The sequence below is a fragment of the Arthrobacter sp. ATA002 genome (assembly GCF_026898095.1).
Classification (GTDB): domain Bacteria; phylum Actinomycetota; class Actinomycetes; order Actinomycetales; family Micrococcaceae; genus Arthrobacter_B.
This window is the reverse complement of the sequence record NZ_CP114015.1, coordinates 2,605,105-2,630,292: the sequence shown is the minus strand read 5'-3', so window position 1 is coordinate 2,630,292 and position 25,188 is coordinate 2,605,105. Positions and strand designations below refer to the sequence as shown.

20 protein-coding genes and 4 pseudogenes are annotated in these 25,188 nt (G+C 66.7%); 9 read left to right on the top strand and 15 right to left on the bottom strand.

The genetic code is table 11. The annotated features are described in order from the left end of the window. The first annotated feature begins 22 nt into the window (after window positions 1-22). The 6 genes and pseudogenes from OL239_RS13100 to OL239_RS19585 all read left to right on the top strand — a co-directional run. The gene (locus tag OL239_RS13100) at window positions 23-1,132 is read left to right on the top strand and encodes a serine/threonine-protein kinase (protein ID WP_268909319.1); all 1,110 of its coding nucleotides are present in this window, start codon (window positions 23-25) and stop codon (window positions 1,130-1,132) included. Window positions 1,133-1,176: 44 nt separating this feature from the next. After that, a complete protein-coding gene (locus tag OL239_RS13095) occupies window positions 1,177-1,452 on the top strand; it encodes a hypothetical protein (protein WP_268909318.1) in 276 nt (91 codons plus the stop codon). 312 nt (window positions 1,453-1,764) lie between these two features. After that, the gene (locus OL239_RS19595; protein ID WP_329609219.1) at window positions 1,765-3,414 is read left to right on the top strand and encodes a hypothetical protein; all 1,650 of its coding nucleotides are present in this window, start codon (window positions 1,765-1,767) and stop codon (window positions 3,412-3,414) included. 143 nt (window positions 3,415-3,557) lie between these two features. Next, window positions 3,558-5,756, top strand: coding sequence for a PDZ domain-containing protein (locus OL239_RS19590; protein WP_442864306.1), 2,199 nt, complete (start codon window positions 3,558-3,560; stop codon window positions 5,754-5,756). After that, window positions 5,668-6,129 carry a fluoride efflux transporter FluC gene (locus OL239_RS13085; protein WP_268909317.1) on the top strand — a complete coding sequence of 154 codons (462 nt, stop codon included), beginning with the start codon at window positions 5,668-5,670 and terminating at the stop codon, window positions 6,127-6,129. The genes OL239_RS19590 and OL239_RS13085 overlap by 89 nt, the downstream gene beginning before the upstream one ends. Next, window positions 6,126-6,347, top strand: a pseudogene (locus OL239_RS19585) (CrcB family protein); the annotation flags it as partial. The gene OL239_RS13085 and the pseudogene OL239_RS19585, both read left to right, overlap by 4 nt. A 243-nt stretch (window positions 6,348-6,590) precedes the next feature. Here OL239_RS19585 and OL239_RS13075 read toward each other — a convergent pair. The 15 genes and pseudogenes from OL239_RS13075 to OL239_RS13005 form a co-directional block, all read right to left on the bottom strand. Next, the gene (locus tag OL239_RS13075; protein WP_268909316.1) at window positions 6,591-7,517 is read right to left on the bottom strand and encodes an urea transporter; all 927 of its coding nucleotides are present in this window, start codon (window positions 7,515-7,517) and stop codon (window positions 6,591-6,593) included. After that, window positions 7,514-8,707 (bottom strand): HoxN/HupN/NixA family nickel/cobalt transporter, encoded by a 1,194-nt coding sequence (locus tag OL239_RS13070; protein ID WP_268909315.1) that lies wholly within the window; start codon window positions 8,705-8,707, stop codon window positions 7,514-7,516. The genes OL239_RS13075 and OL239_RS13070 overlap by 4 nt, the downstream gene beginning before the upstream one ends. Before the next feature lie 39 nt (window positions 8,708-8,746). After that, entirely contained in the window at window positions 8,747-9,733 is a 987-nt protein-coding gene (locus OL239_RS13065) for an urease accessory protein UreD (protein ID WP_268909314.1), read from the bottom strand. A 75-nt stretch (window positions 9,734-9,808) separates the two neighbouring features. Then, window positions 9,809-10,081 (bottom strand): GTP-binding protein, encoded by a 273-nt coding sequence (locus OL239_RS13060; protein WP_268909313.1) that lies wholly within the window; start codon window positions 10,079-10,081, stop codon window positions 9,809-9,811. Between the two features lie 31 nt (window positions 10,082-10,112). Continuing rightward, a pseudogene (locus tag OL239_RS20240) lies at window positions 10,113-10,442 on the bottom strand (GTP-binding protein); the annotation flags it as partial. An 85-nt stretch (window positions 10,443-10,527) separates the two neighbouring features. After that, complete coding sequence (locus OL239_RS13050) at window positions 10,528-11,217, bottom strand: urease accessory protein UreF (RefSeq protein WP_268909312.1); 690 nt, start codon at window positions 11,215-11,217, stop codon at window positions 10,528-10,530. 9 nt (window positions 11,218-11,226) lie between these two features. After that, window positions 11,227-12,950 (bottom strand): annotated as a pseudogene (gene ureC / locus OL239_RS13045) (urease subunit alpha). Further along, the gene (locus tag OL239_RS13040; RefSeq protein WP_268909311.1) at window positions 12,950-13,396 is read right to left on the bottom strand and encodes an urease subunit beta; all 447 of its coding nucleotides are present in this window, start codon (window positions 13,394-13,396) and stop codon (window positions 12,950-12,952) included. The pseudogene ureC and the gene OL239_RS13040 overlap by 1 nt, the downstream one beginning before the upstream one ends. Window positions 13,397-13,459: 63 nt before the next feature. Further along, the gene (locus OL239_RS13035; RefSeq protein ID WP_268909310.1) at window positions 13,460-14,356 is read right to left on the bottom strand and encodes a hypothetical protein; all 897 of its coding nucleotides are present in this window, start codon (window positions 14,354-14,356) and stop codon (window positions 13,460-13,462) included. 25 nt (window positions 14,357-14,381) lie between these two features. Beyond that, window positions 14,382-14,687, bottom strand: coding sequence for an urease subunit gamma (locus tag OL239_RS13030; protein WP_268909309.1), 306 nt, complete (start codon window positions 14,685-14,687; stop codon window positions 14,382-14,384). 272 nt (window positions 14,688-14,959) lie between these two features. Next, a complete protein-coding gene (locus tag OL239_RS13025; RefSeq protein WP_268909308.1) occupies window positions 14,960-15,388 on the bottom strand; it encodes an OsmC family protein in 429 nt (142 codons plus the stop codon). Between the two features lie 81 nt (window positions 15,389-15,469). After that, complete coding sequence (locus OL239_RS13020; RefSeq protein ID WP_268909307.1) at window positions 15,470-15,817, bottom strand: hypothetical protein; 348 nt, start codon at window positions 15,815-15,817, stop codon at window positions 15,470-15,472. A 159-nt stretch (window positions 15,818-15,976) separates the two neighbouring features. Next, window positions 15,977-17,767, bottom strand: a complete 1,791-nt coding sequence (gene sucB / locus OL239_RS13015) for a 2-oxoglutarate dehydrogenase, E2 component, dihydrolipoamide succinyltransferase (protein ID WP_268909306.1) — start codon at window positions 17,765-17,767, stop codon at window positions 15,977-15,979. A 120-nt stretch (window positions 17,768-17,887) separates the two neighbouring features. Further along, window positions 17,888-19,267 (bottom strand): dihydrolipoyl dehydrogenase, encoded by a 1,380-nt coding sequence (lpdA, locus tag OL239_RS13010; protein WP_268909305.1) that lies wholly within the window; start codon window positions 19,265-19,267, stop codon window positions 17,888-17,890. A 204-nt stretch (window positions 19,268-19,471) separates the two neighbouring features. Then, window positions 19,472-21,004, bottom strand: a complete 1,533-nt coding sequence (locus tag OL239_RS13005) for a leucyl aminopeptidase (RefSeq protein ID WP_268909304.1) — start codon at window positions 21,002-21,004, stop codon at window positions 19,472-19,474. A 307-nt stretch (window positions 21,005-21,311) separates the two neighbouring features. Here OL239_RS13005 and OL239_RS13000 point away from each other — a divergent pair, with 307 nt between their 5' ends. From OL239_RS13000 to OL239_RS20235, 3 genes and pseudogenes are all read left to right on the top strand, one after another. Further along, window positions 21,312-22,367 carry a proteasome assembly chaperone family protein gene (locus OL239_RS13000; protein WP_268909303.1) on the top strand — a complete coding sequence of 352 codons (1,056 nt, stop codon included), beginning with the start codon at window positions 21,312-21,314 and terminating at the stop codon, window positions 22,365-22,367. Window positions 22,368-22,385: 18 nt separating this feature from the next. Further along, window positions 22,386-23,753, top strand: coding sequence for an MFS transporter (locus OL239_RS12995; protein WP_268909302.1), 1,368 nt, complete (start codon window positions 22,386-22,388; stop codon window positions 23,751-23,753). Window positions 23,754-23,903: 150 nt separating this feature from the next. After that, a pseudogene (locus tag OL239_RS20235) lies at window positions 23,904-24,722 on the top strand (DUF4192 domain-containing protein); the annotation flags it as partial. Between the last annotated feature and the right edge of the window lie 466 nt (window positions 24,723-25,188).

Below are 25,188 nucleotides of genomic sequence, written 5' to 3'. Positions count from 1 at the left end.
GATCAGGACTAGAACAGAGGGCATGGAGTTCAACGAACCGGCCGGAACAGCTTCCCCGCCGGCCGTGGAAAACGGCTATCGTGCCGGGCAGTTGCTGGGTGCGGGCCGCACGGCGCTGGTGTGGCTCGCCGTCAGGGAGAGTGACGGCACCCGCTTTGCGCTGAAAATATCGGCAGTGGCCGCCGGCGGGCCGGGCACGACGTTTGAAACCCGGCGCGAGCTGAATATCCTGTCACGGTTCGGGCATGAAAACCTGCTTCCGCTGCATACCGTGCTGGAGACGGATCAGGGCCCGGGGCTGCTGATGGAGTGGGCGCCCGGGGGATCTCTGGCAGAGATCTGCCGCGTCCGGGGCACCCTGCAGCCCGGGGAGGCCGTCACGGTTCTGGTCGGCATCGCATCGGCGCTTGCATATCTGCACGCCCTGGGCGTTTCCCATGGAGACGTTTCGCCGGGCAACATCCTCTTCACTGCAAACGGCAAGCCGCTGCTGGCCGATCTCGGAACGGCGCAACTGTTCGGGGCCGGCGCCGGAACCCGGCCGGCACCGGAAGCAGATGTTTTCGCCCTGGCATCGGTGGGGTGGCTCGTGCTTACCGGACGCGCACTGCCACCGGCCGAGCGCCGGCTTCCGCTGGCGGCACTGACGCCGGAGATTCCGCCGGCGCTTGCCGAGGCCATCGACGCCGGCCTGCAGGAGGAAGTCGCGCTCCGTCCGGATGCGGCAGAGTTTGCCCGGCTGGTTTTTGCCGCGGCCGTTGCGCAGCCCCTTGAGCTGGCGTCCGCTGAGCCCTCCCGCACAGCGGCCGGGGCACTAACCCGTCGTGCCGGCCGCAGGTCGGGCAGGACGGGCGGCAGAAGGCGGCGGGGCGGGGAGCGCAGGGGGACGTCCGCCAAACTGTTGCTGGCCGCCGCGGCTGTCCTGGTAGCGGGCAGCATGGGGCTGGGCGCTGTTGCGGTAGCGGCACCCGAACTGCTGCAGGGGGAGGGAGCGGAACAGCAACAGATCCGGGCGCGGAAACGGAAACCCTGCCCGCAGCACCCGGCAGCGGCGGGCGGGGTCCGGACCCGGATGCGGCATCCCGGGCCGGCCCGCCGCCGGAAACCGCCGGACCGTTTTCCCTGGCGCTGACGCCGGAGGACGAGCTCCGGCAACTCGCGCGCGGCGATGACCCGGTGGAGGCTGCACGTGCACTTGCGGAGTTGCGGACACGGGCGTTCGGCACAGCCAATGCGGATCTGCTGGAGGACGTTAACACGCCGCGCTCGCCGGCCATGGAAGCCGACCGGACGGAGATAGCGAAGCTGGAAGCCGCCGGGACGGTGCTTTCCGGCCTCGCTGTGGAGATCGTCTCCGCGGGTCCGGCGCTTCCGCGGGAAGAGGGGAGGATCAGCGTGCGGGCAACAGTCTCGACCTCCGGCTACACGGAGAGGGAGGCAGCAGGGGCATGATCCGGAATGTGGCATCAGGGTCCCGCCAGGAGGTTGTCCTGGTCATGCTGGAGACCACCGCAGGATGGCGGATCGAGGACGTCCTGGCACCACCCGCCTAACGGCAGTGATGGTGCTGCGGGCCTGCACGGCACCGGCTTCGCAGCAGGCACCCGGACCGGAACCGTGGCCGCAGGTCCGGGGCAGGCGGACGCCGGCCCGGCGGTCTCCGCCACGGCTTCGCAGCCAGCCGGCCCCTGATCAGCCGGAAAGCCCCTGATGAGGCGGCAGGTCCCGGCTGAGCCGAAAGGCCCCGGAAGATAGGATCGTTGCATGAGTCCAACTGCTTACCTCCGTTACCCCGATCTGCACGGCGACCTTCTGGCCTTCGTGGCTGAAGACGACGTCTGGATGGCCCCCGTCGCCGGCGGACGCGCCTGGCGCGTCTCCGCCATGGGATTGCCGGCCCGCAGCCCGAAATTCTCTCCTGACGGCGCCGGCCTGGCCTGGCAGGTAGTTCAGGGCGGTGCTCCGGAGATCGTCACGGCCGACGTCGGCGGTGGAAATTTCCGGCAGCTCACCTTCTGGGGAAGCCAAAGCACCCGCATGAAGGGGTTCAACGCTGCCGGAGAGGTCATTGCCACCAGTTCCGTGGAGCAGGAGGACAGCCGGCTGCGGTGGGCATTCACCGTCCCCCTGGACGGTTCGGCGCCGGTCAAGCTCCCTTACGGGCCGGTGGAAACGATTGCGGAGGGCCCCGCCGTGGGGGACGAGCGCCCCATGGTCATCGGAAGCATGCTGACCCGTGAACAGGCGTGGTGGAAGCGCTACCGGGGCGGCACTGCCGGCAAGCTCTGGATTGATGCCGACGGCAACGGCGAGTTTGAACGCCTCGTTCCGGGGCTGGACGGGAACCTCTCCGACCCGATGTGGATTGACGGACGGGTGGTCTTCCTTTCCGACCACGAGGGCTACGGCAACCTGTACTCGGTGACCCCCCAGGGAACCGACCTCCGCCGGCATACCGACTTTGACGGCTTCTACGTCCGGCACGCCTCGTCGGACGGCAGCCGCATCGTTTTTGAATCAGCGGGACGCCTCTGGCTCCTGCCGTCACTGGACGCCGAAGCGCAGCCGCTGGACATCGTTCTCGGCTCCGCCGGGACCGCCCGCCGCCCGCGCCCGCTGGATGCCGCCCGGCATCTGGCTGATGCAGCTCCCGACGCCGGAGGGGACGCCAGCGTGGTGGAAACCCACGGCACCCTGCACTGGTTGGCGCACCGCGACGGCCCGTCCCGGGTGATCGAGGCGGACTCGGCCATACGCGCCCGTCTCGGCCGGCCCCTGGGCTCGTCGCGGGTGGTCTTCGTGGCCGACCACCACGGTGAAGAAGCAATCTATATCAAGGACGTATTTGCCGACGTTGCCGTTGGATCAGCGCCGGATTCCCGCCCGGTCCATGATGTTCCCGCCGCACAGCCGGCGGGCGGGGCCGCAGACGACGACGGACTGGTCCTGCCCAGCCCCGTGTCAGCCTCCGGGTCCGCGGTTCGGGCAGCGCCGCCGGGCGCCCCCAAGCGGCGGAGTCCCGGACAGCGGGACAGGAAGAGACAGCGGGACAGGAGGACGAGCTTGCCGGCGGGCCCGGGAAGAGCGGCGAAGCGGTATCCGAGCGTGCGGCCGGGACCGCCGGAACCACCGTCCGCGTCGGCTTTGAGCGTCCCACCCGCGTCAGCCAGCTGGTCCCCAGCCCCGACGGCCAGCGTGTGGGCGTGGCCACCGAATACGGCGAAGTCTTTGTCCTCAACGTCGCGGCGGCCCAGCTGTTCCCAGTTGCGTCCACGGGGTTTGGAGCAGTGGATCAGCTGGCATTCTCCCCGGACTCGCAGTGGCTGGCCTGGGCGGAACCGGCCAGCGCCGAAGGCCGGACGCGCATCCGGCTTCGTTCCGTCCTGGATGCGTCGGCGTCGGTTCTTGACGTAACCGACGGCCGGTTCGCCGACCATGACCCCTCGTTCACTGCCGACGGCCGCTACCTGGCCTTCCTCTCCGAACGCAGCTTTGATCCGGTTTACGACACGCACCGGTTTGACCTGAGCTTCCCGTCCTCGACCAAGCCGTTCCTGGTGGCCCTGGCGGCGGAAACGCCGTCGCCGTTTGGGCCGGCAGTCTCCCGCAGCGCCGTGCCGGATGCCGCGGATGCGGGGAAGAGCGGGTTGTCCGCAGGGGACAAAACCGCGGCGGACAAGGTGCCCGCCGTTCGGGTGGACCCTGAGCGCATCGGGGACCGCATTATTGCCGTTCCCGTTCCGCAGGGGCGTTATGAGAAGCTTCGGGCCGCCCAGGACGCCCTGCTCTGGCAGGCCACGGATATTTACGGGGTGACGGGTGACGGGCGCGCGTCCGCGGCCGACCGTGAACCGGCCTCCCGGCTGGAACGTTTTGACCTCGGAAAGAAGGAAGTCTCCGTCCTGGTGCCGGCGCTGGACAGCTTCGAAGTCAGCGGTGACGGTACCAAGGTGGTGCTGCGCCACGACGGCTCGGTCCGCGTGGTTCCGGCAGCTGCCAAGGTGGAGGAGGATTCCGCCGAGAGTGTCCGGGTGGACCTGGACCGTATCCGGGTGCGGATCGATCCGGTCAAGGTCTGGGGTCAGGCCTTCGACGAGGCCTGGCGGCTGCAGCGGGACTTCTTCTGGGCTCCGGATATGGGCGGATTGGACTGGGAGGGCGTCCGCGCCCGCTACCGTCCGCTGGTGCAGAACCTCGGCAGCCACGACGACCTGGTGGACCTGCTGTGGGAAATGCACGGAGAGCTTGGCACCTCGCATGCCTACGTCACCCCGGCTCCCGTCACCGAACCGGGCTCGGGAGGCCAGGGGTTCCTGGGCGCCGATCTGCGCCCCGGACCGGGCGGCTGGGAAGTGGTGCGGATCCTCGGAGCTGAATCCTCGGATCCGCAGGCCACGTCGCCGCTGAGCGCTCCCGGTGCAGACGTTCATGCCGGTGACATCATTGCCGCCGTCGACGGGCAGCCCGTTCCGCCCCGCGAGGGACCGGCCGCGCTGCTCACGGGAGCGGCCGGGCGTGCGGTGGAGCTGACCATTGTCTCCACGGACGGCGGCGGCGCTCCCGTGCAGCGGCGCATCGCCGTCGTGCCGCTGCGCAGCGAGGAACGGCTCCGTTACCAGAACTGGGTTTCCGCCAACCGGCGCATCGTGCGCGAAGCCTCCGGCGGCACGTTCGGCTACCTGCATATTCCCGACATGGTGGCCAACGGCTGGTCACAGCTGCACCGTGACCTGGACCAGGAAGCATCGCTGCAGGCCCTGGTGGTGGATGTCCGCCGGAACCGCGGCGGGCACACCTCACAGCTGGTGGCCGAGCTGATCGGCCGCAAGGTAACGGCCTGGGAGAACCCGCGCGGAGGCAAGCCCACACCCTATCCGGCCCATGCTCCGCGCGGCCCGGTGGTCATCCTGACGGACGAATTCGCGGGGTCCGACGGCGACATCATCACCCAGACGGCCAAGCTGCGCAGCATCGGGCCCGTCGTCGGAACACGCACCTGGGGCGGCGTCGTGGGCATTGACGGACGCTTTCGCCTGGTGGACGGCACCGTGGTTCAACCAGCCGCGGTTCGCGTACTGGTTTACCGGCGGTGTGGGCTGGGACGTGGAGAACCGCGGCGTCGAGCCGGACATCGAGGTGGCGTTCCCGCCGCACGCATACGCGGCCGGAGAAGACCCGCAGCTGGAGCACGGCGTGGGCATCCTGCGCGAAATGCTCACCGAACTGCCCACGGACGAGCCTCCTGCGCTGTCCGGGTACCGCTCACTCCAGCCGGCTCCGCTTCCCCCGCGCCCGCAGACGGAGTCCGGGCCGGCGGCAGTACAGGGGGGAACCGTTCCCGGACCTGTCTCGGTTTCCGCCGCGGTTCCGGGCAGGCACTAGTTTCACGGGCCCGGCCGTCCTGCTCCCTGTTCCCCCGGATCCGGAGGGAACAGGCACGGCTGGGCCCGTGGACATGCCGTCTTCGGCCCTTCAGCGCTGCTGGGGTCTGGGAGCGTTGTAGGCAGAGGGACGCTGGCGTAGCGTCGAAAAGATGGGTATCGACTTCCATTCTCCCCAGACGCACCAGGTTATCGTCCGTGTTTCGCACGGCCCGCCGGCGAAAGTGGTTCCGCAGGCCGCCCGGGTTTCCACGCCATCCGACGCACAGCAGAGACGGAGTCAGCCATGAGTTCCAGTGTGCGCCCGTCATACCTGCGCGGGGCGGCGATAGCGCTCGTCTTTGTCGGCGGCGGAGCCGGTGCGGCCAGCCGTGAGGGTCTATCGCTCGTCATCCCCAACCTCGGCTCGGTGCCGATGGCGATCCCGGTCATCAACGTGATTGGTGCCTTCCTGCTCGGCTACCTCTACGAGGCAGTCACCCGCCTGGACAGTGCGCGCCCGACCGGCGCCAACCTGAAGCTTCTGTTCGGCACCGGCTTCTGCGGCGGCTTCACCACCTACAGCTCGCTGGCCACCGACACCGCAGTGCTCTTCCGCGACGGACTGCCGGGGTCCGCCATTTTCTACGCTCTGGCAACGGTGATCGTCGGCGCCTGCGCCACCTGGGCCGGCATCGCCATTGCTACCGCCGTCAATGACCGCGCCTCGGGACACCCGCGCAAGGATAAGCAGGAGGACGCAACATGACCCCCGGGATATTTCTGCTGCTCGCCCTGGCCGGCGGGGCCGGTGCCACGGTGCGGTTCATGGTGGACGGACTCATCCGTGCCCACCAAAAGTCCTCCTTTGCGTGGGCTACGACGGTCATCAATGTCTCCGGTTCCCTCGTGCTCGGTTTTCTTACCGGCCTCACCATTGAGCGCTTTGTGACGACTGACGTCAGCATCGTGATCGGTACCGGGTTCCTCGGCGGGTATACGACCTTCAGCACGGCAAGCTACGAGACGGTGCAGCTGATCAAAAGGCCGCTACGGCGCGTCGTTCATCAGCGGAATTGTCATGCTCGTGCTCTCCGTTGCCGCCGCCGTGATTGGCCTCTGGGTGGGTGCGGAGCTCTAGGGCCTCCATGCCTCACTGAATGTCCTGAATTGCAGACGCAGCAAGGCCCATCTCACGGTGTACGCGGTGGCCGTGACCGCAAAGGTTGGTTACGGCCGCTTGGCCGCATGGATGTAGTGGGCGATCACCAGGAACACCCAGGTGGTGAGGATGTACGGCCAGGTGTAAGTGGGAGCGTCCAGGCGGTGCATCACCACCGTGACCACAGCGGTCACCACGGTTCCGATCACGGCAAGCACCCATGACACCGGGCTGCTGCGCAGAAAGACCACGGAGAGCGCAATGGCGGTGAGGACGCCGGAGTAGCCGGCCAGACCGTTGGCGGTTTCGGTGAGGTTCTCTCCCATCGCGAGTGCGCACAGGCTGCCCACCACGCTTCCGAGCAGGCCGGCCAGCCCGACCTTCCAGCTGGCTACGAATAATCCGAGCAGAATGAGGGCCCCGGACCACTCGTTGTTGATGAGCACCACCTCGGACACGTTCGTCAGCAGGGACCGTGCGAAAGCGAGCGGCGCTGAGTCGATGGCCGACGGTGCCGCGCTCACCTGCAGCGCCTCCGTGCTGAGCAGGATCCCGGTTGCCACGATGCAGAACGGTGCCGTCGTCGACGGCAGTGCATAGATTTTCAGCGGTGTCTTCGTAAACAGGGCAACCACCAGCCAGGTTACGGGAGCGCAGAGTAAACCGCCGACAAACGCGATCGGATAGGCCGCCCACTGACCGCCGATGGCCGAGAAGGTCCCGGCACCGACGAGGGCCCCGCAGAATCCCTGCATTCCTGTTGTCACCGAGGTGGAGTCGGCCTTGAGCAGGCGCCCGCCCACGGTGTTGCCCGCACAGCCGATCAACACGAGCAGTGCCATGCGCCAGTCAGCGACGGTGAATGCGGCCAGAATCAGCAGTGCCGTATAAATGTTGCTCTGGAAGAAGATTTGCGAGAGCCCCTCACACCAACCCTTCAGCCACCCCGTGCCTGAGATGGACGGGCTCGGGGCTGCCGCCGCTGCGCTGCTCATGTCATGTCCTTTCCAGGGGCGTCGTTCCGCGGAGCTCCCGCTCGGGTTTCCGGCGCCGGCATTGGGCCTGAATCCGGGCCTGCCGCTGCGGCCGCGCCGCCCCCGCCACCGGCTCCGCCGCCCGCCAGTGCCCACCGCTCCTCCACATGGCCGAACCGCCAGTAGGCGGTGGAGGTAAGCCAGACCAGTATCAGCGTGGCCACGACCAGATAGCCCACATTCTCGAGGTCGATGCCGGCAACCCACCCGGTGAGCGGGTCGCTCAGCCCGAGCTTCTCGTTCAGCAGCCCGACCAGCTCAATGCCGCCGATCATCACGGCAATCATCACCGAGAGCCCGGTGATGGTGAGGTTGTAGTACAGCTTGCGCACCGCGTTGACGCTCGCCCATCCGTAGGCTTTCACCATGACGGCGGAATCGAGGGTGTCGATCAGGCTCATGCCGGCAGCAAAGATCAGGGGCAGGCACAGGATGGCGTACCACGGCAGACCGGTCGCCGCCCCGGTTCCGGCCAACACCAGCAGGGCGATCTCGCTGGCTGTGTCGAAGCCGAGCCCGAACAGAAAGCCGACGGCGTACATCTTTCCCGGCCGGTCAATCGACTTCAGCATCGGCCGGATGAGGCGGCTGATGAACCCGCGGCCCTGCAGGTGCCGCTCCAGCTCCAGTTCATCAAGCTCGCCGTTGCGCGATGCCCGCCAGACCTTGAGGATTCCCATGAACGCAACGGCGTTGATGAGTCCAATCAGCAGCAGGAAGACTCCGGAAACCACCGTGCCGAACACGCCCAGGCCGTTGCGCACGTCGTTTCCGTCATCGCTGAGCCCCACCGCCCAGCTGACGCCCATCGCCAACAGTGCCGCCATCAGGAAGACGATGGTGGAGTGCCCGAGGGAGAAGAACAGGCCGACGCCGGCGGCCGGCTTGCGCAGGTCGACGAGCTTGCGGGTGGTGTTGTCAATTGCGGCGATGTGGTCGGCGTCGAAGGCATGCCTCACACCGAGGACATAGGCCACCACGGCAATGCCGACCCCGAAGACGGAGGAACCGAGCTGCAGATGCAGTGGCTCGACCAGGAAGAAGAACAGCCCGAAACCTACAACGTGCAGCAGCACGACAGGAATAAAGGCGACCACCACCTGCGCCCGGTAGGAGCGCCCCGGTCCCGTTGCGGCCTCTTGCACGTCCACCTGTCTGCGCATCGTCGGACCCCCCCTAGCTCTTCCGAATCAGGGTGCCCGCTGCCCCGTCAGCAACTCGTGCACGGCGGCAGCAGCGGCTGTGTTGGCGGCCGCCACCGCCACGGTGTCGTTGCCCACCAGGCGCATCCAAACGCCTGCATCACCGGGTAGTGTGCTCACTCCGAAAATCACATCGCCCCCGCTGCCGCTGACGGCCTGGTGCAGGGTGTCTGCGAGCAGGGCAGGCGGAGCAAGCGGAGTGAAGACATAGAGCATTGCCAGCACGTCGTAGCCGGCGAGCACGCCGAGTCCGGTGACGCCGTCCGGCTCTCCCGCTCCGGGGCTGAGCCGCAGGCGGTCGAGGGCGATCAGCCGGCCGCCGGGCCGCCGGACCTCGAGGTCCGAGGCGAACACATCGTAGGCGTGCCGCTCACCGCGGGCGAGCCTGCCGGCATACAGGGTTTCACCGAGCAGCAGGGTGGCCGACTCGTCGATCACCACCGACGTCTGCTGGTAAAAACGGGAATCGGCGAAAGGCACAACGGGCTCAGGCAGGTACTCCGCGTAGGCGTCCTCCCCGACCGCGATGTTCATGACCGCCGAGGCGTAGTCGTGCTCCATGCGGTAGATCCGCGTCTGGGTCTGGGTGGTCACATACGCCGAAGTGCCGGCGCCGAAGCTAAGATCGGTGCGCAGCCGGTCCCCGTGCAGGATGCCTCCGCCGGCCGACATGAGGTAGGTGTAGGCCATGTCGGGGCGCAGCGGGTTGTAGTAGAGCGGATGCATGATCTGCAGCGGCGACTTCTGGTAGTGCTGCACCAGCTCGGTGCGGCCGCGGTTGCGGGCAAACCCGAGCTGCAGAACTCCCACCTTGCCGGGACTGCCCACCGGCAGGGTTGGCACCCCGGCGTGGCGGAGCACTTCGGCAGGCACCCGGGCCGGCTCATAGAACGCCGGTTGAAGCCGGTAACCGCCTGCACTTGGCGCCGGAACGCCGGGCGGGCCCCCGTCGCCGGGCGGGGAGCGGGCCCACACCGGAGGGGACGCCTTCCCCGGCCGGGAGGGTCGCGGCGGCGGCAGATGCGATGCGCGGTTCCGTTGCCTTGACCGTCATCCGATGAGCTCGGTCCTGGCGCCGTTCCACTGCGTCATAATCTGCCGGTGGAGTTCGTCGACCCCGACTCCGGTGAGCGAGTTCGTGAGCACCACGGGGCGGTCCTCGCGCACCCGGTGCGCATCCGCTTCCATCACGTCGAGGTTGGTGCGCACGTACTGCGCGATGTCGATCTTGTTGATCACCAGAATGTCGCTGTCGGTGATGCCCGGGCCCTCTTGCGCGGCATCTTCTCTCCTCGGCGGTATCGAGCACGAACACGAAGACATCGGCCAGTGCCGGCGAGAAGGTGAGCGTCAGGTTGTCGCCGCCCGATTCGTAGATGAGCGTGTCGATCTCCGGAAACCGCTCCAGCAGCTCCGCGCCGACGGCCAGGTTCATGGTGGGGTCGTCGCGCACGGCGGTATGCGGGCAGGACCCCGTCTCCACGCCGACCACGCGCTCGGGGTCGAGGATGCCGTCCAGCTCCCTGCGCACATGATGGGCATCCTCCTGCGTATAGATGTCGTTGGTGATCACGCCGGGGGTGCGGCCGGCCGCAATCAGCCGCGGTACCAGCGCTTCCGTCAGTGCCGTCTTACCGCTGCCAACGGGCCCGCCGATGCCGATCCTCAACACGTTCTCGCTCATCAGTTCCTCATTCCGTGGTCTCTGCTGGTTCAGTGTCTGCGCACCTGTTGGTGCTGCATCGTTTGTTGTCCCGTCCCGGCCGGCTTTAGCTCGCGAACAGCCGTGCCTCGGCCTTTTCGTGCCGGGCTGACATGATGTCGGCCATGGGTGCGCAGCCGCCAAGGTCGGCGAGGTTCCGGGCAAGCGCATCCTCGGTGGCCTGTTCTATGGCGCCGGCCGTTTCCAGCAGGACGGCCTGGGCATGCCGGTGGTCGGTCAGCCGCAGCCGCAGCGCCGCCCCGACAAAGCTCGCCGAAAAGGCGAACAGATCCGAGGCCACGGCGTCCCGGGTGCAAACCCCGTTAGCCGCGTACACCACCGCCGCCGCGACCGGCTGGCAGCCGGGAGTGCGGCGCAGCCGCACCCGCTCGCCGTACTCGGCGAGCAGCGCCTGCTGAATCAGTTCCGCGCCCAGATCGATCAGCTGGTGCCCGCTCCGCACGGAGGCCGTGCGCATTTCGGCGTTCAGCTTCGAGGCGAACAACCGCTGGTCGATCTCCTGCACAAGCTCAATGTCGCTGTCGCCTGCCGCGCGGTGCGCTGCCGCGAGAGCCGTTGCGTCCGAAGGCCCGACGGAGTGCAGCAGCAGCCCGGCCAGCAGCTGCTGCACTCCGCCGCGGGATACCAGCCGGTCCTGGCTGTACCCCTCCAGTCCGTGGGACATGGTGTAGAAGCCGCTGGGAAACGCCGAGTCCGCGAACTGGAGGCTTGCCAGCAACTGCCGTACATCTGACATCCGGCGCCCCTAGGCGAGGAAGAACAGCTGGGTCAGGGGCAGCGACTGTGCCGGCGGAATGGTGGCCAGCGTGCCGTTGTACGTCACGTTGTAGGTCTCCGGGTCCACCTCGATGTTCGGCGTAGCGCTGTTGCGCACCATGTGCTGCTTGCCGATGCCGCGGCAGCGGTGCACCGGCAGCACCTGGCTCTCCAGCCCGAGCTTTTCCGGCACGCCCTTGTCGATGGCCGCCCGGGACATGAAGGTCGCCCGTGTACTCTGCAGCGCCCTGCCCTGCGCACCGAACATGGGCCGGTAGTACACCGGCTGAGGGTCGGCAGCGAGGCGTTCGGATCGCCCATGAGCGCCCAGTTGATCAGCCCGCCTTTGACGATGAGCCGTGGTTTGGCTCCGAAGGATTGGACCGGCCAGAGCACGATGTCGGCCATCTTGCCCTCTTCCAGGGAGCCGATGTAGTCGGACACGCCCTGGGTGATCGCCGGGTTGATCGTGATCTTGGCGAGAAAGCGCAGCACGCGGAAGTTGTCGTTGTCCGGGCTGTCCTCGGGCAGCTTGCCGCGCTGGTCCTTGCAGTGGTGCGCGATCTGGAAGGTGCGCATGAACGACTCGCCGATGCGCCCCATTGCCTGGGAATCCGAAGAAACCATCGAGATGATGCCTTCGTCGTGGAACACGGTCTCGGCGGAGATTGTCTCGGCCCGCACCCGGGAGTCGGCGAAAGCGACGTCCTCAGGAATGTCGTGGGAGAGGTGGTGGCAGACCATCACCATGTCGAGCAGCTCATCGACCGAGTTGACGGTGTAGGGGAGCGTCGGGTTCGTCGACGACGGGAGCACGTTGGGGTGCCCGGCCACCTTGATGATGTCCGGGGCGTGTCCTCCGCCGGCACCTTCAGTGTGGAAGGTGTGGATGGTGCGCCCGTCAATGGCGTCCAGGGTGTTCTCGACATAGCCGGACTCGTTGAGGCTGTCGGTGTGCACCGAGACCTGCACGTCGTAGTGATCGGCCATGGCGAGTGCATTGCTGAGGGCTGCCGGGGTTGTGCCGTAATCCTCATGTACCTTGAGCCCGGCTGCACCGCCCTCAATCTGTTCCATCAGGGCTTCCGGCAGTGATCCGTTGCCCTTGGCGAGGAATCCCATGTTTACCGGCATTCCCTCGGCGGACTGCAGCATTCGGGCGAGATTCCAGACGCCGGGGGTGGTGGTCACACCGTTGGTGCCGTCGGTTGGCCCGGTGCCGCCGCCGAAGATGGTCGTGATGCCGTTGGAGAGGGTGGCCAGCGCCTGTTCCGGCGAGATGTAGTGCACGTGCGAATCGATACCGCCGGCGGTGGCGATAAAATGCTCGCCGGCCAGCAACTCGGTGCCCGGCCCCACCACGAGGCGCGGATCCACGCCGTCCTGGGTGTGCGGGTTGCCGGACTTGCCAACACCTGCGATTTTCCCGTCGCGCACACCGATATCGCCCTTGACCACTCCCAGCACGGGATCCAGGATGATGGCGTTCGTGATCACCAGGTCGAGCACGCCTTCCGCGGACGTCGCCTGGGGGTCGGCCGCCATGCCGTCGCGGGCGGTCTTACCGCCGCCGTAGACCACCTCGTCACCGTAGTGGCCCTCGTTGTAGTCCTTCTCAATCTCGATCACCAGGTTGGTATCGGCCAGGCGGACCCGGTCGCCGGTGGTTGGACCAAACAGGTCGGTGTACTGCTTACGCGAGATCTTAGCCATCACTTCTTCCCTTCTTCCGGGCGGCCCGTTTCAGCGGCAAGGCCCGCGTTGTTTGAACTGGGTGTGCTGCTCGGTTTGCCGTTCTGGAACTTGAGTTCCTTCATCCGGTCCATGGCCCGGATCTTCGTTGCCGCAGAGTCAAGCCCGCCGTCGACAAGGTTATTGAAGCCGATCACCCGCCGGTTGCCCGCGTACGCCGTGAGGGTCACCTCCCGGGTGTCTCCTGCCTCGATGCGGATACCGGTGCCCGCCGGCACGTCCAGGTGCATGCCGTAGGCGAGCTCGCGTTCAAACAAAAGCGCCTTGTTGGTTTCGAAGAAATGGAAATGGGAGCCGATCTGCACGGCCCGGTCTCCGGTGTTGCTGACCAGCAGCGTGACGCTCGGCCTGCCGGCGTTGATCTCGATGTCTTCTTCTTTGTGGCCATAAGTGGGGCTGCCCAGCATGGTTGTTCCTTCCCTTGCGGCGCAGCTTCGCTGCACGCGGTGTGACGGTGGGTCATTTTCCGATCAGCTCAAACCAATTGGTGCAGGGTGGTGATGCGTGTGGCCGCCGCCCGCCGCGCTGCCGTGCGGGTGGGAGTGGCCGTTTGCCTCCTCAAAGGCGTGCGAGTGGGCATAGCCGTGTCCGTGGTCGGCCTGCAGGCCTGCCTCAATGCCGGTGCGGCCGTGGTCGAGGGCATGCAGGGCATCGCGAACACGCTCGCGGATGACGCGCAGCACCGCCTGTTCGCTGAGCAATGCCCCGTAAAACCCGGTGTTGGCGAAACCGTCGCCGCCAAACGGAACCGGCTCGCCGTGCACCGTCGGCATCCGCCGGAACCCGGCGGGGACGACGACTGTCTCGGTGCTGCCGAGCAGCCGCAGCCGCTGCACGGACGAGAGGAGGGCGCCAACGTCGTCGACAGCGGCTGTCTCCACCGGGTTGCCGGCTCCGTGGGTGCGCACCAGATGCGCGATGCGGTAGAGGTCGGCGTCGTCGAAGGGGTTGGCAGCCTCCGCAATGATCAGCACGGCGGCTTGTGGTGCGCGTCGGCGCACCTCGGTGGCCGCGGCCCGAAGCCATGCCGTGAGGTGGTCGGTTGTGCCGAAAGGGTCGGCCAGGGCCAGCGGCACGGGGGAAGGCAGAGCGGAGGACACAGAGGGAGTTGTCTGCGCACCCAGCCAGCGAAGCGTCTTCGCCGTATCGGCAACAAGGGTCGGGTTGCGGCCGAAAGTCATGGGAAGTACGACGACGGGTGCGGGATTGGTGCCGGGATCATGTCGGCTCTGCCCGAGCAGCTGCGTGAGCATATTGTGCAGCGGCCTGCCTGCCGGTGTGACGAGAGCATCGGGAAGGGCCTCCGCCGCGAAGGAGAGATCCGCGCCGTTGTTGCTCTCGTGCCCTCCGACCAGCACCACCGTCACACGCGGCTCTGGGGGCTGGGCCAACCTAAACCCCGATGGGATCGTGGCAGGACACGAGCTTGCTGCCGTCGACGAACGTCGCTTCGACCTGCAGCAGCGGCAGGCGCTCACGCACGCCGTCCATGCACTGGCTTTCAGAGACGATCGTCTTGCCGAGCTCCATGACCTCCGCGACGGTGCGTCCGTCGCGGGCACCTTCCAGAATCGCCTCGCAGATCAGGGCGGTGGCCTCACTGACATTAAGCTTGGTGCCCCGGTCGCGCCGTTTGCGGGCCAAGTCGGCCACTTGGTAGACGTAAAGTTTGTCCATTTCTTTGGGAGTGAGGTTCATACCTTCACCTTCAGACGCAGTTGCGATCGTATCGGGACCGCTCGCCCGGCGTACCGCCCAGGCTCGCTTATCAATTACCGTACGCGCGCCCCTTGGGCCCGAATACCCCGCACCCCGGAAATGGTTCCTCCCGGAACGACTTCACCGGCAGTGGCGAAAATACGCTTATGAGCGGTCCCGCCAACGGCTGCCCGGCGCCGGGAAAAACACCGGCGGCCCGTGCTTCCTGAGGACAGGGAACACGGGCCGCCGGTTGTGGCAGGGAAGGCCGGTTAGGACTCGAGCGTCGCGTCCAGGGAGATCTTGATGCCGGCGAGGGCCTGCGAAACCGGGCAGCCGCTCTTGGCCGCTTCGGCAATGTCGCCGAACTCCTCAGCGGTCAGGCCGGGGACCACGGCAGTGACCTTGAGCCGGCTCTCGGTGATTCCGGTGCCGGGAACAAAGGTAACGTCAGCGGACGTTTCAATGCGTTCGGCTGTCTTGCCGGCCTCGGCCAGCCCGTTGCTGAAGGCCATGGAGAAGCATGCTGAGTGCGCCGCGGCGATCAGCTCCTCGGGGCTGGTCTTGCCGTTTGCTTCCTCGGCGCGTGCCTTCCAGGTGACGTCGTACGTGCCCAGGCCTGAACTGTCGAGGGTGACCTCGCCCTGGCCGTTGAAGAGATCGCCGTTCCAGACGGTGTGGGCTGAGCGGACTGTAGCCATGGGAGCTCCTTAAGAAGCGGATGGGGTGAAGTCCGGCATGCGCCGGCACTTCACCCCATCCTATTTCGAACGCAGTGTCTGCTACCACATGGTGGCGAGGGCGATGTTGACGATGGTCAGGATACCCACACCGTTCGCCAGGCCCTTGCCCACGGGTTCGTCCTTCTTGTACTTGCGCTGGCCGATGAAGGCCATCACGGCAATCACCAGGGCGATCAGGAGCTTGATGCCCACCTTCATGTGGTTGACATCGCCGTCGCCCATTTCCGCCACGGCGACCAGTGCCAGGCCGGTGACCAGCTGCAGCAGTGCCCCGTGGAACTGGCCGGGCATCACCGTGGGATTCTTGATCCTGGCGAACCAGAGGCCGACGATGATTGCTGCGCCGAGGATGTGCAGGAAGACAAGGAAGCTCTGTAGGAAGTCCATATATCCAGCTTACCGACACTCCGTCAGCATTCTGGCAGCGGGCGGGGCAGGGAGGTAACTTTTCTACAACATGTAGAAAAGTGTGTTGCTCCGGACGACGAAGCGGGCGCCTCCCGGAAGGAAAGCGCCCGCTTCGGTTATACGTTGGCAGGGCCGGAGCTACAGGCCCAGGTCTGCCGAGAAGTTGCCTTCTTCGAGCCGTGCCTTCAGCGTCTGCAGGAAACGTCCTGCATCGGCGCCGTCCACCAGGCGGTGGTCGTAGGACAGGGACAGGTACATCATGGAACGGATGGCAATGGTGTCATTGCCCTCGGCGTCGGTCAGGACGACGGGGCGCTTCACGATTGCGCCGGTGCCCAGGATGCCCACCTGCGGCTGGTTGATGATCGGCGTGTCGAAGAGAGCGCCCACGGAACCGATATTCGTGATCGTGAACGTTCCGCCGGAGAGCTCGTCGGGGCCGATCTTGCCGTTCTTGGTCCGCGAACCGACGTCGCCGATGCGCTTGGCCAGCCCGGCGATGTTCAGGTCGCCGGCATCGTTGATGACGGGAACCAGCAGGCCCTTTTCGGTATCCACGGCGATCGCGAGGTGCTCGGCGTCGTGGTACGTGATCTGCTGGGCGTCTGAATCGTACGAGGCGTTCAGCTTCGGGTGCTGCTTTAGGGCTTCGGTCACGGCCTTGGCGATGAACGGCAGGAAGGTCAGCTTCGCACCGTTCTGGGCGGCGAAGGAGTCCTTCGCGGAGGCGCGCAGCTTGGCGATGCGCGTCATGTCCACTTCCTGGACCTGGGTCAGCTGGGCGGATTCCTGCAGCGATTCCATCATGCGGCGGGCGATGGTCTGGCGGATCCGCGGTGCCTTAACCGTGGTGCCGCGCAGCTTGGCGCTGGCGTCGCTGATCTGTGCAGGGGCTGCCTTGTCCGAGGACGGGAAAGCCTGGGAAGCCGGTGCCGCGGCGGGCGTGGAATCGGCGGCCTTCTTGGCCTCGGCAGCCTCGAGGACATCCTGCTTGCGGATGCGGCCGGCGACGCCGGAACCCTTGACCGTAGACAGGTCCACGCCGTGCTGGTTGGCAAGCTTGCGCACCAGCGGGGTGACGTAGGTGCCTTCGGGCTCGGAGGCGGCGGGAGCGTCCTGCTTCGGAGCTTCCTGCTTGGGAGCCTCGGCCTTGGGCTCAGGCTTCTTCTCCTCCTGCTTCGGGGCAGGTGCTTCTTCCTTCTTCGGCTCTGCAGCCGGGGCTTCGCGCTCGTCGTTGGATGCTGCCGCTACGGGCTCTGCTTCCTTCGGCTCGGCCTTGGCCGGAGCGGCGGCACCGGAACCGATGACGGCCAGAACGGAGCCAACCTCGGCGGTGTCGTCCTCGTTGACGCGGATTTCCAGCAGCTTGCCGGCAACGGGGGAGGGGATCTCGGTATCGACCTTATCGGTGGAGACCTCCAGCAGCGGCTCGTCAACCTCAACGTCATCTCCCACGGCCTTCAGCCAGCGGGTAACGGTGCCTTCGGTGACGGACTCGCCGAGGGCGGGGAGGGTGACGTCGGTGCCTTCGCCGGCACCGGACTCTGCCGGAGCTTCCTCGGCTGCGGGAGTCTCCTCGGCGGGAGCTTCGTCGGCTGCGGGAGCCTCTTCGGCGGGAGCTTCCTCGGCCTCTTCGGCCGGGGCTTCCTGATTGGCGGCGCTGCCGCCGTCGTCCTTGGCGCCGGAGCCGTCGCCGTCGCCGATGCGCACCAGCGCCTCGCCAACTTCAGCGGTCTCGTCTTCGGCCACGAGGATTTCCTCGATGACGCCGGCGACCGGCGACGGGATTTCGGTATCGACCTTGTCAGTGGAAACTTCCAGCAGCGGCTCGTCTACCTCGACGCTGTCGCCCACGGCCTTGAGCCAGCGGGTGACGGTGCCTTCAGTGACGCTTTCACCAAGGGCGGGTAAGTTCACGGTTTCAGACATATTGTCCCCGTTTCTCCTTATTAGATCTTCTGGACCAGCCGTACCGCTGGTGCTGGTGGTGGAAAGCCTAGTGCACCCGGGGTTTGCGTTCCCGGGTGCACCAGGCGTTGGTTCTTGGCTTTAGCCGTGCAGGGGCTTGCCGGCGAGGGCCATGGCAGCCTCGCCGAGTGCTTCGTTCTGCGTGGGGTGGGCGTGCAGCAGGCTCGCGAGGTCTTCCGGGTAGGCTTCCCAGTTCACGATCAGCTGTGCTTCACCGATCTGCTCGCCGATGCGGCCGCCGATCATGTGGACGCCCACGATGGGGCCGTCCTTTTCGCGGACCATCTTGATCAGCCCGGACGAGCCGAGGATGGAGGTCTTGCCGTTGCCGGCCAGGTTGTACTCCTGGACCTGGACGTTATCGTCGCCGAGCTTGGCCTTGGCGGCCTTTTCGGTCAGGCCCACGGAAGCGATTTCCGGCTCGCAGTAGGTGACCTTCGGGATGTTGACGTCTTCGACGATGACCGGCTTGAGACCGGCAATTTCCTCGGCCACGAAGATGCCCTGCTGGAAGCCGCGGTGGGCCAGCTGCAGGCCGGGAACGATGTCACCGACGGCGTAGACGTTGCCGACACCGGTGTGCAGGCGGTCGTTGGTGATGACGAAGCCGCGGTCCATGGTCAGGCCCGCTTCTTCGTAACCCAGGTTTGCGGTGACCGGTCCGCGGCCGACGGCCACGAGCAGGAGGTCCGCTTCATAGGTCTTGCCGTCGGCGAGCGTGACGACGACGCCGTCGTCGTTCTGCTTGACGTTGTCGAAGAAGATGCCGGTGCTGAACTTGATGCCGCGCTTCTTGTAGGCGCGCTCCAGGTTCTTGATGATGGCGGCATCCTCGTTCGGGACCAGCGAGGGCAGGCCCTCCACAATGGTGACGTCCACGCCGAACGAGTTCCAGACCGAAGCGAATTCGACGCCGATGACGCCGCCGCCGAGGATGACCGCGCTCTTGGGAACGGTGTCCATCTTCAGGGCCTGGTCGGAGGTGATGACCTTGCCGCCGATTTCCAGTCCCGGCAGGGAGCGGGAGTAGGAGCCGGTGGCCAGGATGATGTTGGCGCCGGTGTACGTCTCGCCGTTGACCTCAATGGTCTTCTCGCTGGTGAGCTTGCCTTCACCCTCGATAACAGTGATGCCCTTGGACTTGATCAGGCCCTGCAGTCCGCGGAACTTGCCCGCAATGATGTTGTCCTTGTAGGAGTTCACCGCCGTCATGTCCACGGAATCGAAGGTGGCCTTGATGCCGTACTTCGAGGCCGACTTCGCATTCTCGGCGATTTCCGCCGAGTGCAGCAGGGCCTTGGTGGGAATGCAGCCGTTGTGCAGGCAGGTGCCGCCCAGCTTCCCCTTCTCGATGAGTCCTACGGAGAAACCCAGTTCCACGGAACGGAGGGCGGCGGCGTAACCGCCGCTTCCTCCCAGGATCAGGATGTCGAATTCTTGCGCAGTTGCCTTTTCGGCCACTTGGACGCTCCCTCGCGTAATCGGTGACGCACATGGGCGCGTCGTTTTAGTGATTTGGGCGGTTGTGATTGTCTCTCACACTATCCCGCCGGCAGGACTGCATCCACTCGGTGAAGGCCCGCCGGCGGGAAGTGTAACGAGAAACACCAGCCACACCAGTGGTTCCGGGTGGTCCCTGAACGGGGCCGGTGCTATACGCAGTATCTAGGCGGAGCGGGAGACAACGTCTTCCGCGTAGGCGACGAGCGTGCGAACTGCCACGCCGGTGCCCTCCTTGGGGGTATAGCCGTACGGTGCGCCTTCGTTGAAGGCCGGACCGGCAATGTCCAGGTGCGCCCACGGGATCTTCACGCCGTCGACCTCGCCGACGAATTCACGCAGGAACGTGGCAGCCGTCATCATGCCGCCGAACCGTTCACCGTGGTTGGCGATGTCCGCCACCTGGGAGTCCAGGGACGCGCGGAGCTCCTCGGGAATCGGCATGGGCCAGAACAGTTCGCCGGAACGGTCCGCAGCGGCCTTTACGGCGTCGCGTACGCCCTCCTCACCCATGACAGCCGAGACCCGGTTGCCCAGGGCGATCATCTGTGCGCCGGTCAGGGTGGCCACGTCGATCAGCACGTCCGGGGCTTCCTCTGATGCGGCGACCAGGCCGTCGGCCATGACCAGACGGCCTTCAGCGTCAGTGTTCAGCACCTCAACGGTGCGGCCGCCGTAGGTCGTCATGACGTCGCCGGGGCGCTGGGCCGTGCCCGAGGGCATATTTTCGGCCAGGCAAAGCCAGGCGGTAACCCTTACGGGCAGCCCCAGTTCCGCGATGGCCAGCAGTGCGTTCAGCACGACGGCGGCGCCGCCCATGTCGCACTTCATGGTCTGCATGCCGGCAGCGGGCTTCAGTGACAGTCCACCGGAATCGAACGTGATGCCCTTGCCCACCAGTGCGAGTTTGGCTTTGGCGCGCGCCGGCGAATATTCCACCTTGACCATGCGCGGCGGGCGGGAGGAACCCTTGCCGACACCAATCAGTCCGCCGAAGCCGTCACGCTCCAGCTTCTTCTCATCCATGACGGTGACCTTGACCTTTGCCGACAGCGGCTTGGCCAGGTCCTTGGCGGCTGCGGCGAAGGTCTCGGGGTAGAGGTGGCTCGGGGGATGGTTCACCAGCGTACGGGTGGCGTTGACGGCCCGGCCCAGGATCCGCGCCCGTTCCAGCGCCGGCTCCAGTGCCTTTTCGTCTGCAGCGGGGGTGACGATGACGATGCTGCGGACCGGGTCCTTGGGCATGGTTCCCTTGTCGGTGCGGTGTTCGCTGTAGCTGTAGGCGCCGAACAGGGCGCCCTCGGCAACGGCGGCGGCATCAGCGACGGTGGCAGCGGGGAGGGCCAGGGCCACCGTCTCGGTGCCGGCCAGCTGGCGGACAGCGGAGCCTGCGGCGCGGCGCAGGGCTTCTTCGCTGAGCGGAACCCCAGCGGTGACCCGCCCGACGCCGGCCAGGACCAGCATCTGGGCCTCAAGCTCGGGCAGCCCGGGCAGACGGTGAACCTCGTCCGCGGCACCGGTGACGCCAAGGAGGGGCAGGGAAGCGGCGAGAGCGGAAGCCGCCTTCGGGCTCAGCGGGCTTTCAACAAGAACGGGGCCGCCGGAGGTCTGCCCGATCCCGACCACCAGTGCCTGGGCCGGTACTTTCTGCACATCCCGGGAGACCACCGACAGATTTGGCTCGTTCGTTTTAACCACGAAGTTTCATCCTTACGTTTGCACGAATTGGTTGCTGGTGCCGCGTTCTCCCGCGTCCCGCGTAGTGCCGGCGCGGCCCCTCAGTACAGATCGTAGTCTCTTGCCGGCGCCGCAGCCGCCTGCGATCCGGGAGTGCGCCCTCGGCGGACGGGAATGAAACGCGTGGGCGGCGGCGTTTACCCTTGAGTAATCAACAGCGCACCCTGCGCCGCCCCAGCCGCGAGCGGAGAAGACCTCCGGAGCCGAAGCGGGGAACCATCGCAAATCTCGGGGGACCGAAGACCATGGAAGCATTGAAGGGGAAGACATGCTTGATCCGCTGACCCTGTTTAACTTGAATCCTGAGGTGGCTGACGACGCCGGCCTGCACGGGTTGCAGCTTCTGATGGGCTTTACCGGCTTTGCCGAGGCCGGCCACGTCGTCTCCCAGATCCGTGAGGAGCTGCTGGAAACACTCGACCATGACCTGGTGGCGTCCTTCGACGCGGACCAGCTCATCGACTACCGTGCCCGGCGCCCCCAGATAGCCTTCGCGGAGGACCATCTGGCCGATTACGAACCCCCGCTGCTGAATCTCTACCGGCTCTATGACGGGCTCGGCGAGCCCTTCCTTTTCCTGACCGGCTTTGAACCGGACGTGCAGTGGGAGCGGTTCGCTGCCGCCGTCGTGCACCTGGCGAAGACCTACGAGGTGGAGCGGGTCAGCTGGATCCACTCGATTCCGATGCCCGTACCGCACACCCGCCCGGTCGGCGTCACCGTTCACGGCAACCGGCCCGACCTTATGGCCGGGATCAGCTCCTGGCGTCCCAGCGCACAAATCCAGGCTGCCGTGGGGCACGTCCTGGAGCTGCGCCTGACGCAGGCCGGGATCGACGTCGTCGGCCATGCCATGCACGTGCCGCACTACCTGGCGGAGGCAGAGTTTCCGCCGGCGGCAGTGGCCGGCCTGGAATATCTGGGGGCCGCGGCATCGCTGGTGCTGCCCACCGACCGCCTGCGCGAGGCCGGACGCGACGTCGAACGCCAGATTGCCGAACAGGTGGAGGCCTCCGCCGAGGTCAAGGGCGTGGTGGCCACGTTGGAGAAGCGCTTTGACGAATACACGGACAGCACGGTCCGGCGCTCCCTGCTCGTGAAGGACAACGACGAGCTCGCCGACGCGGAGGAACTCGGCGCCGCGGTCGAAGCGTATTTGGCCAGCCCTCAGGCCGAGGAGGAATCCGAGGCGCTGTGGCCCGAAAATCACGACGATTCACACGAGGATTCAACGGAGGACGCAGGAACTGGTGGGAACACTGACACGTCGGGACAGCCGGGCCGGGAGCCCGGAACGGCACCGCGGGACTACCCCAGGGAATAACTGCACGGAGGTGCGGGGATGAACAGCGTCCGCGCCTGGTTTGTCTGGGGCATCAGTGTCCTCGCGTACCTTGTTGCCGTAACCCAGCGCACCACCTTCGGCGTCGCAGGGCTGGAAGCCACCGAGCGTTTCGACGCCACCGCCTCGATTCTCTCCGTTTTTACCGTGGTGCAGCTGCTGGTTTACGCCGGACTGCAGATTCCCGTCGGCGTGCTCGTCGACCGGTTCGGTCCGCGGCTCCTCATCGCCGGCGGGGCCGCGCTGATGGTGGCCGGACAGCTGCAGCTGGCCACCGCCGACTCCGTGGGCGGCGGGATTCTGGGCCGATCGCTGGTGGGCGCCGGCGACGCCCTGACCTTCATCAGCGTCCTGCGGCTGCTCCCGGCCTGGTTCAACGGCCGGCACATTCCCGTCCTCACCCAATGGACCGGAATCATCGGCCAGCTGGGCCAAATTGCCAGCGCGGTGCCGTTTGCGTTTGTCCTGCACGAATTCGGCTGGAACACGGCGTTCGTGTCCGCGGCGTCCCTCTCCGTGCTGATCCTTGTGCTGACCCTTCTCCTGGTACGCAACCGCCCCAGCGGTGCGGAGGCGCCTGCGCTGCTTCCCCTTCGTCAGACCGCCACGTCACTGGCCGAGGCCTGGCGCCAGCCCGGAACACGGCTGGGCATGTGGACCCATTTCACGATCCAGTTCCCGGGAACCGTCTTCGTCATGATGTGGGGCTTCCCGTACCTGGTCAGCGCCGAAGGGGTGGAATCTTCGGGCGCGTCGGCCCTTATGACCCTGTTTGTGGCGGTCGCCGTGGTCTGCGGTCCCTGGCTGGGCTCCTGGGTGGGGCGCCACCCGCTGCGGCGTTCCACTATGGTGCTGCTGATCGCGGCTGCCATCGCGGCAGCCTGGCTTGCCGTGCTGCTGTACCCGGGGCCGGCGCCGCTGTGGCTGCTCGCGGTGCTGGTTGCAGTGCTGGCTGTCGGCGGGCCGGGGTCGATGATCGGCTTTGACTTTGCCCGAACCTACAACCCGGGCCACCGGCTCGGTACTGCCACCGGCATTGTGAACATCGGCGGGTTCATCGCCTCGCTGGTCTCGATGTACCTGATTGGAGTCGTGCTGGATGTCCTGCACGCCACCGGTTTCTCCGGAGGAGACCTCTATGCGCTGGACTCATTCCGTCTGGCGTTGGCCGTCCAGTTCGCGGTAATGGGCGTGGGCGTGGCCGGTATCCTCCGGACCCGCGGCCGGGTCCGGGCGCGCATGGCCGATAACGGACTCCGGCTGCCGCCGCTGCGTGAGGCCATCGCCCGGGAACGGCAGGCGAAGCAGGCGGCCCGCAGGTCCCGGCAGGCCGGACGCGCGGGTGACGGAGACACCGGCGGCGGCTAGCGTCGTAGCCGCCTAATCACCGGCCGGGTATCCGAAGCCGCTCGACGACTGTTCCTCCACTGGGCCAGCGGCCAAAGGGCAGTCCGTCTCCTGTCCACAGCTGTTCGGCGGCGGCTGGCAGCGTGCCTTGCGTGCCGGGAAGCTCGACCCATGACGAACCCTCCCAGCGGCCGATATGTGCAGGAACCTTTTGCGGTCAGCGGACCCGTGGACATCCTGGCCTTCATACCCCACAGCCTCGGGTTCGTCCCGCACGAGTCACTGGTGCTCATGACCATGGATTCCTCGCGCCTCGGTGCCACTCTGCGGCTGGATTTGCCGGTCGGCACCGTTGATTATTCGGCGTTTGCGCTCCGGGTGACGGAGCTGCTGCGCTCGGATGAATCCGCCAACGGAGTTCTGATGGCCATGTACACCCACCGGAAGTGGAAGAAACCGGGCCTTCCTCCGCACCGGAAACTCGTCGAGCAGCTTGGCCGCCACCTCGCCGGGGCAGGTCTGCCTATTCGTGACGGCTGGCTCGTGTCCCAGACTGCCTGGCGGGAGTACTTTTGCACTGACAGTACGTGCTGCCCCTGGCCTGGCCACGCCCTGAGCCAGATCACCGACAGCACCCTCAGCGCAGAAATGATCTACCGGGGCAGCGCCTATGCCCGGTCCCTGACTGAGGCCGTGGATCTGGACCTGTCGCGGGAGTGGACAAGTGCCGGGGAAGCGGCGCGCTTCCGGGCGCACTACTCCCGCAGGCTCAGGGGACGCTGGTGCCGGCGTTCGCAGTTCGCCGGCACCCTCGCGGTCTGGGACGAGTTTCTCGCCGGAGCAGCTGCACTGCCGCCGGACCGGGCCCGGTCCGCCGGGGCCGCGGCAGGAACCGGCTGCCCGGAGCTCCGCGCAAATCCCGAGGCCGCCGGGTTCCTGCTGGCCAGCCTCCGTATCCGTCCGGTGCGCGACACTCTCCTGGTGATGGCCGCCCTGGGCAGCACCGCCGCTATGGGCGGTGCAGAGGCATGCGCTCTTCTGTCGGCCGGGGACGGACAGCCGCTGTTGCCGGCGGGACCCGGCGGGCGGTTCCACGAGTGGGAGCTGCGTGGCGGAGGAACACCGGGCGCCGGAGGTGGAGCAGGGCCGGCGCCGAAGGCGGGTCCGCCCGGTTTGCCGGGCCGCAGCGCCTCAGCGGATCCGGGGCGGGACTTCCGGGACGTTCTCGTCGGCCGGTACGCCGGTGTTCCAAACTGGGCCGGAATGGACGCAGCCTTTCGAGTTTTCAGCGAGCTGCTTGCAGCCGCGGCGGGAGGCGGCGCGCCAGGAGGAGGAGGCGCGGCTGCTGAACCGGACAGCCAAGCTGAACCGGACAGCCAAGCGGATCCGGACAGCCAAGCGGATCCGGACAGTCAGCCCGAAGTGGACCGCAAAGCCGCACCGGACGGCGAAGCGG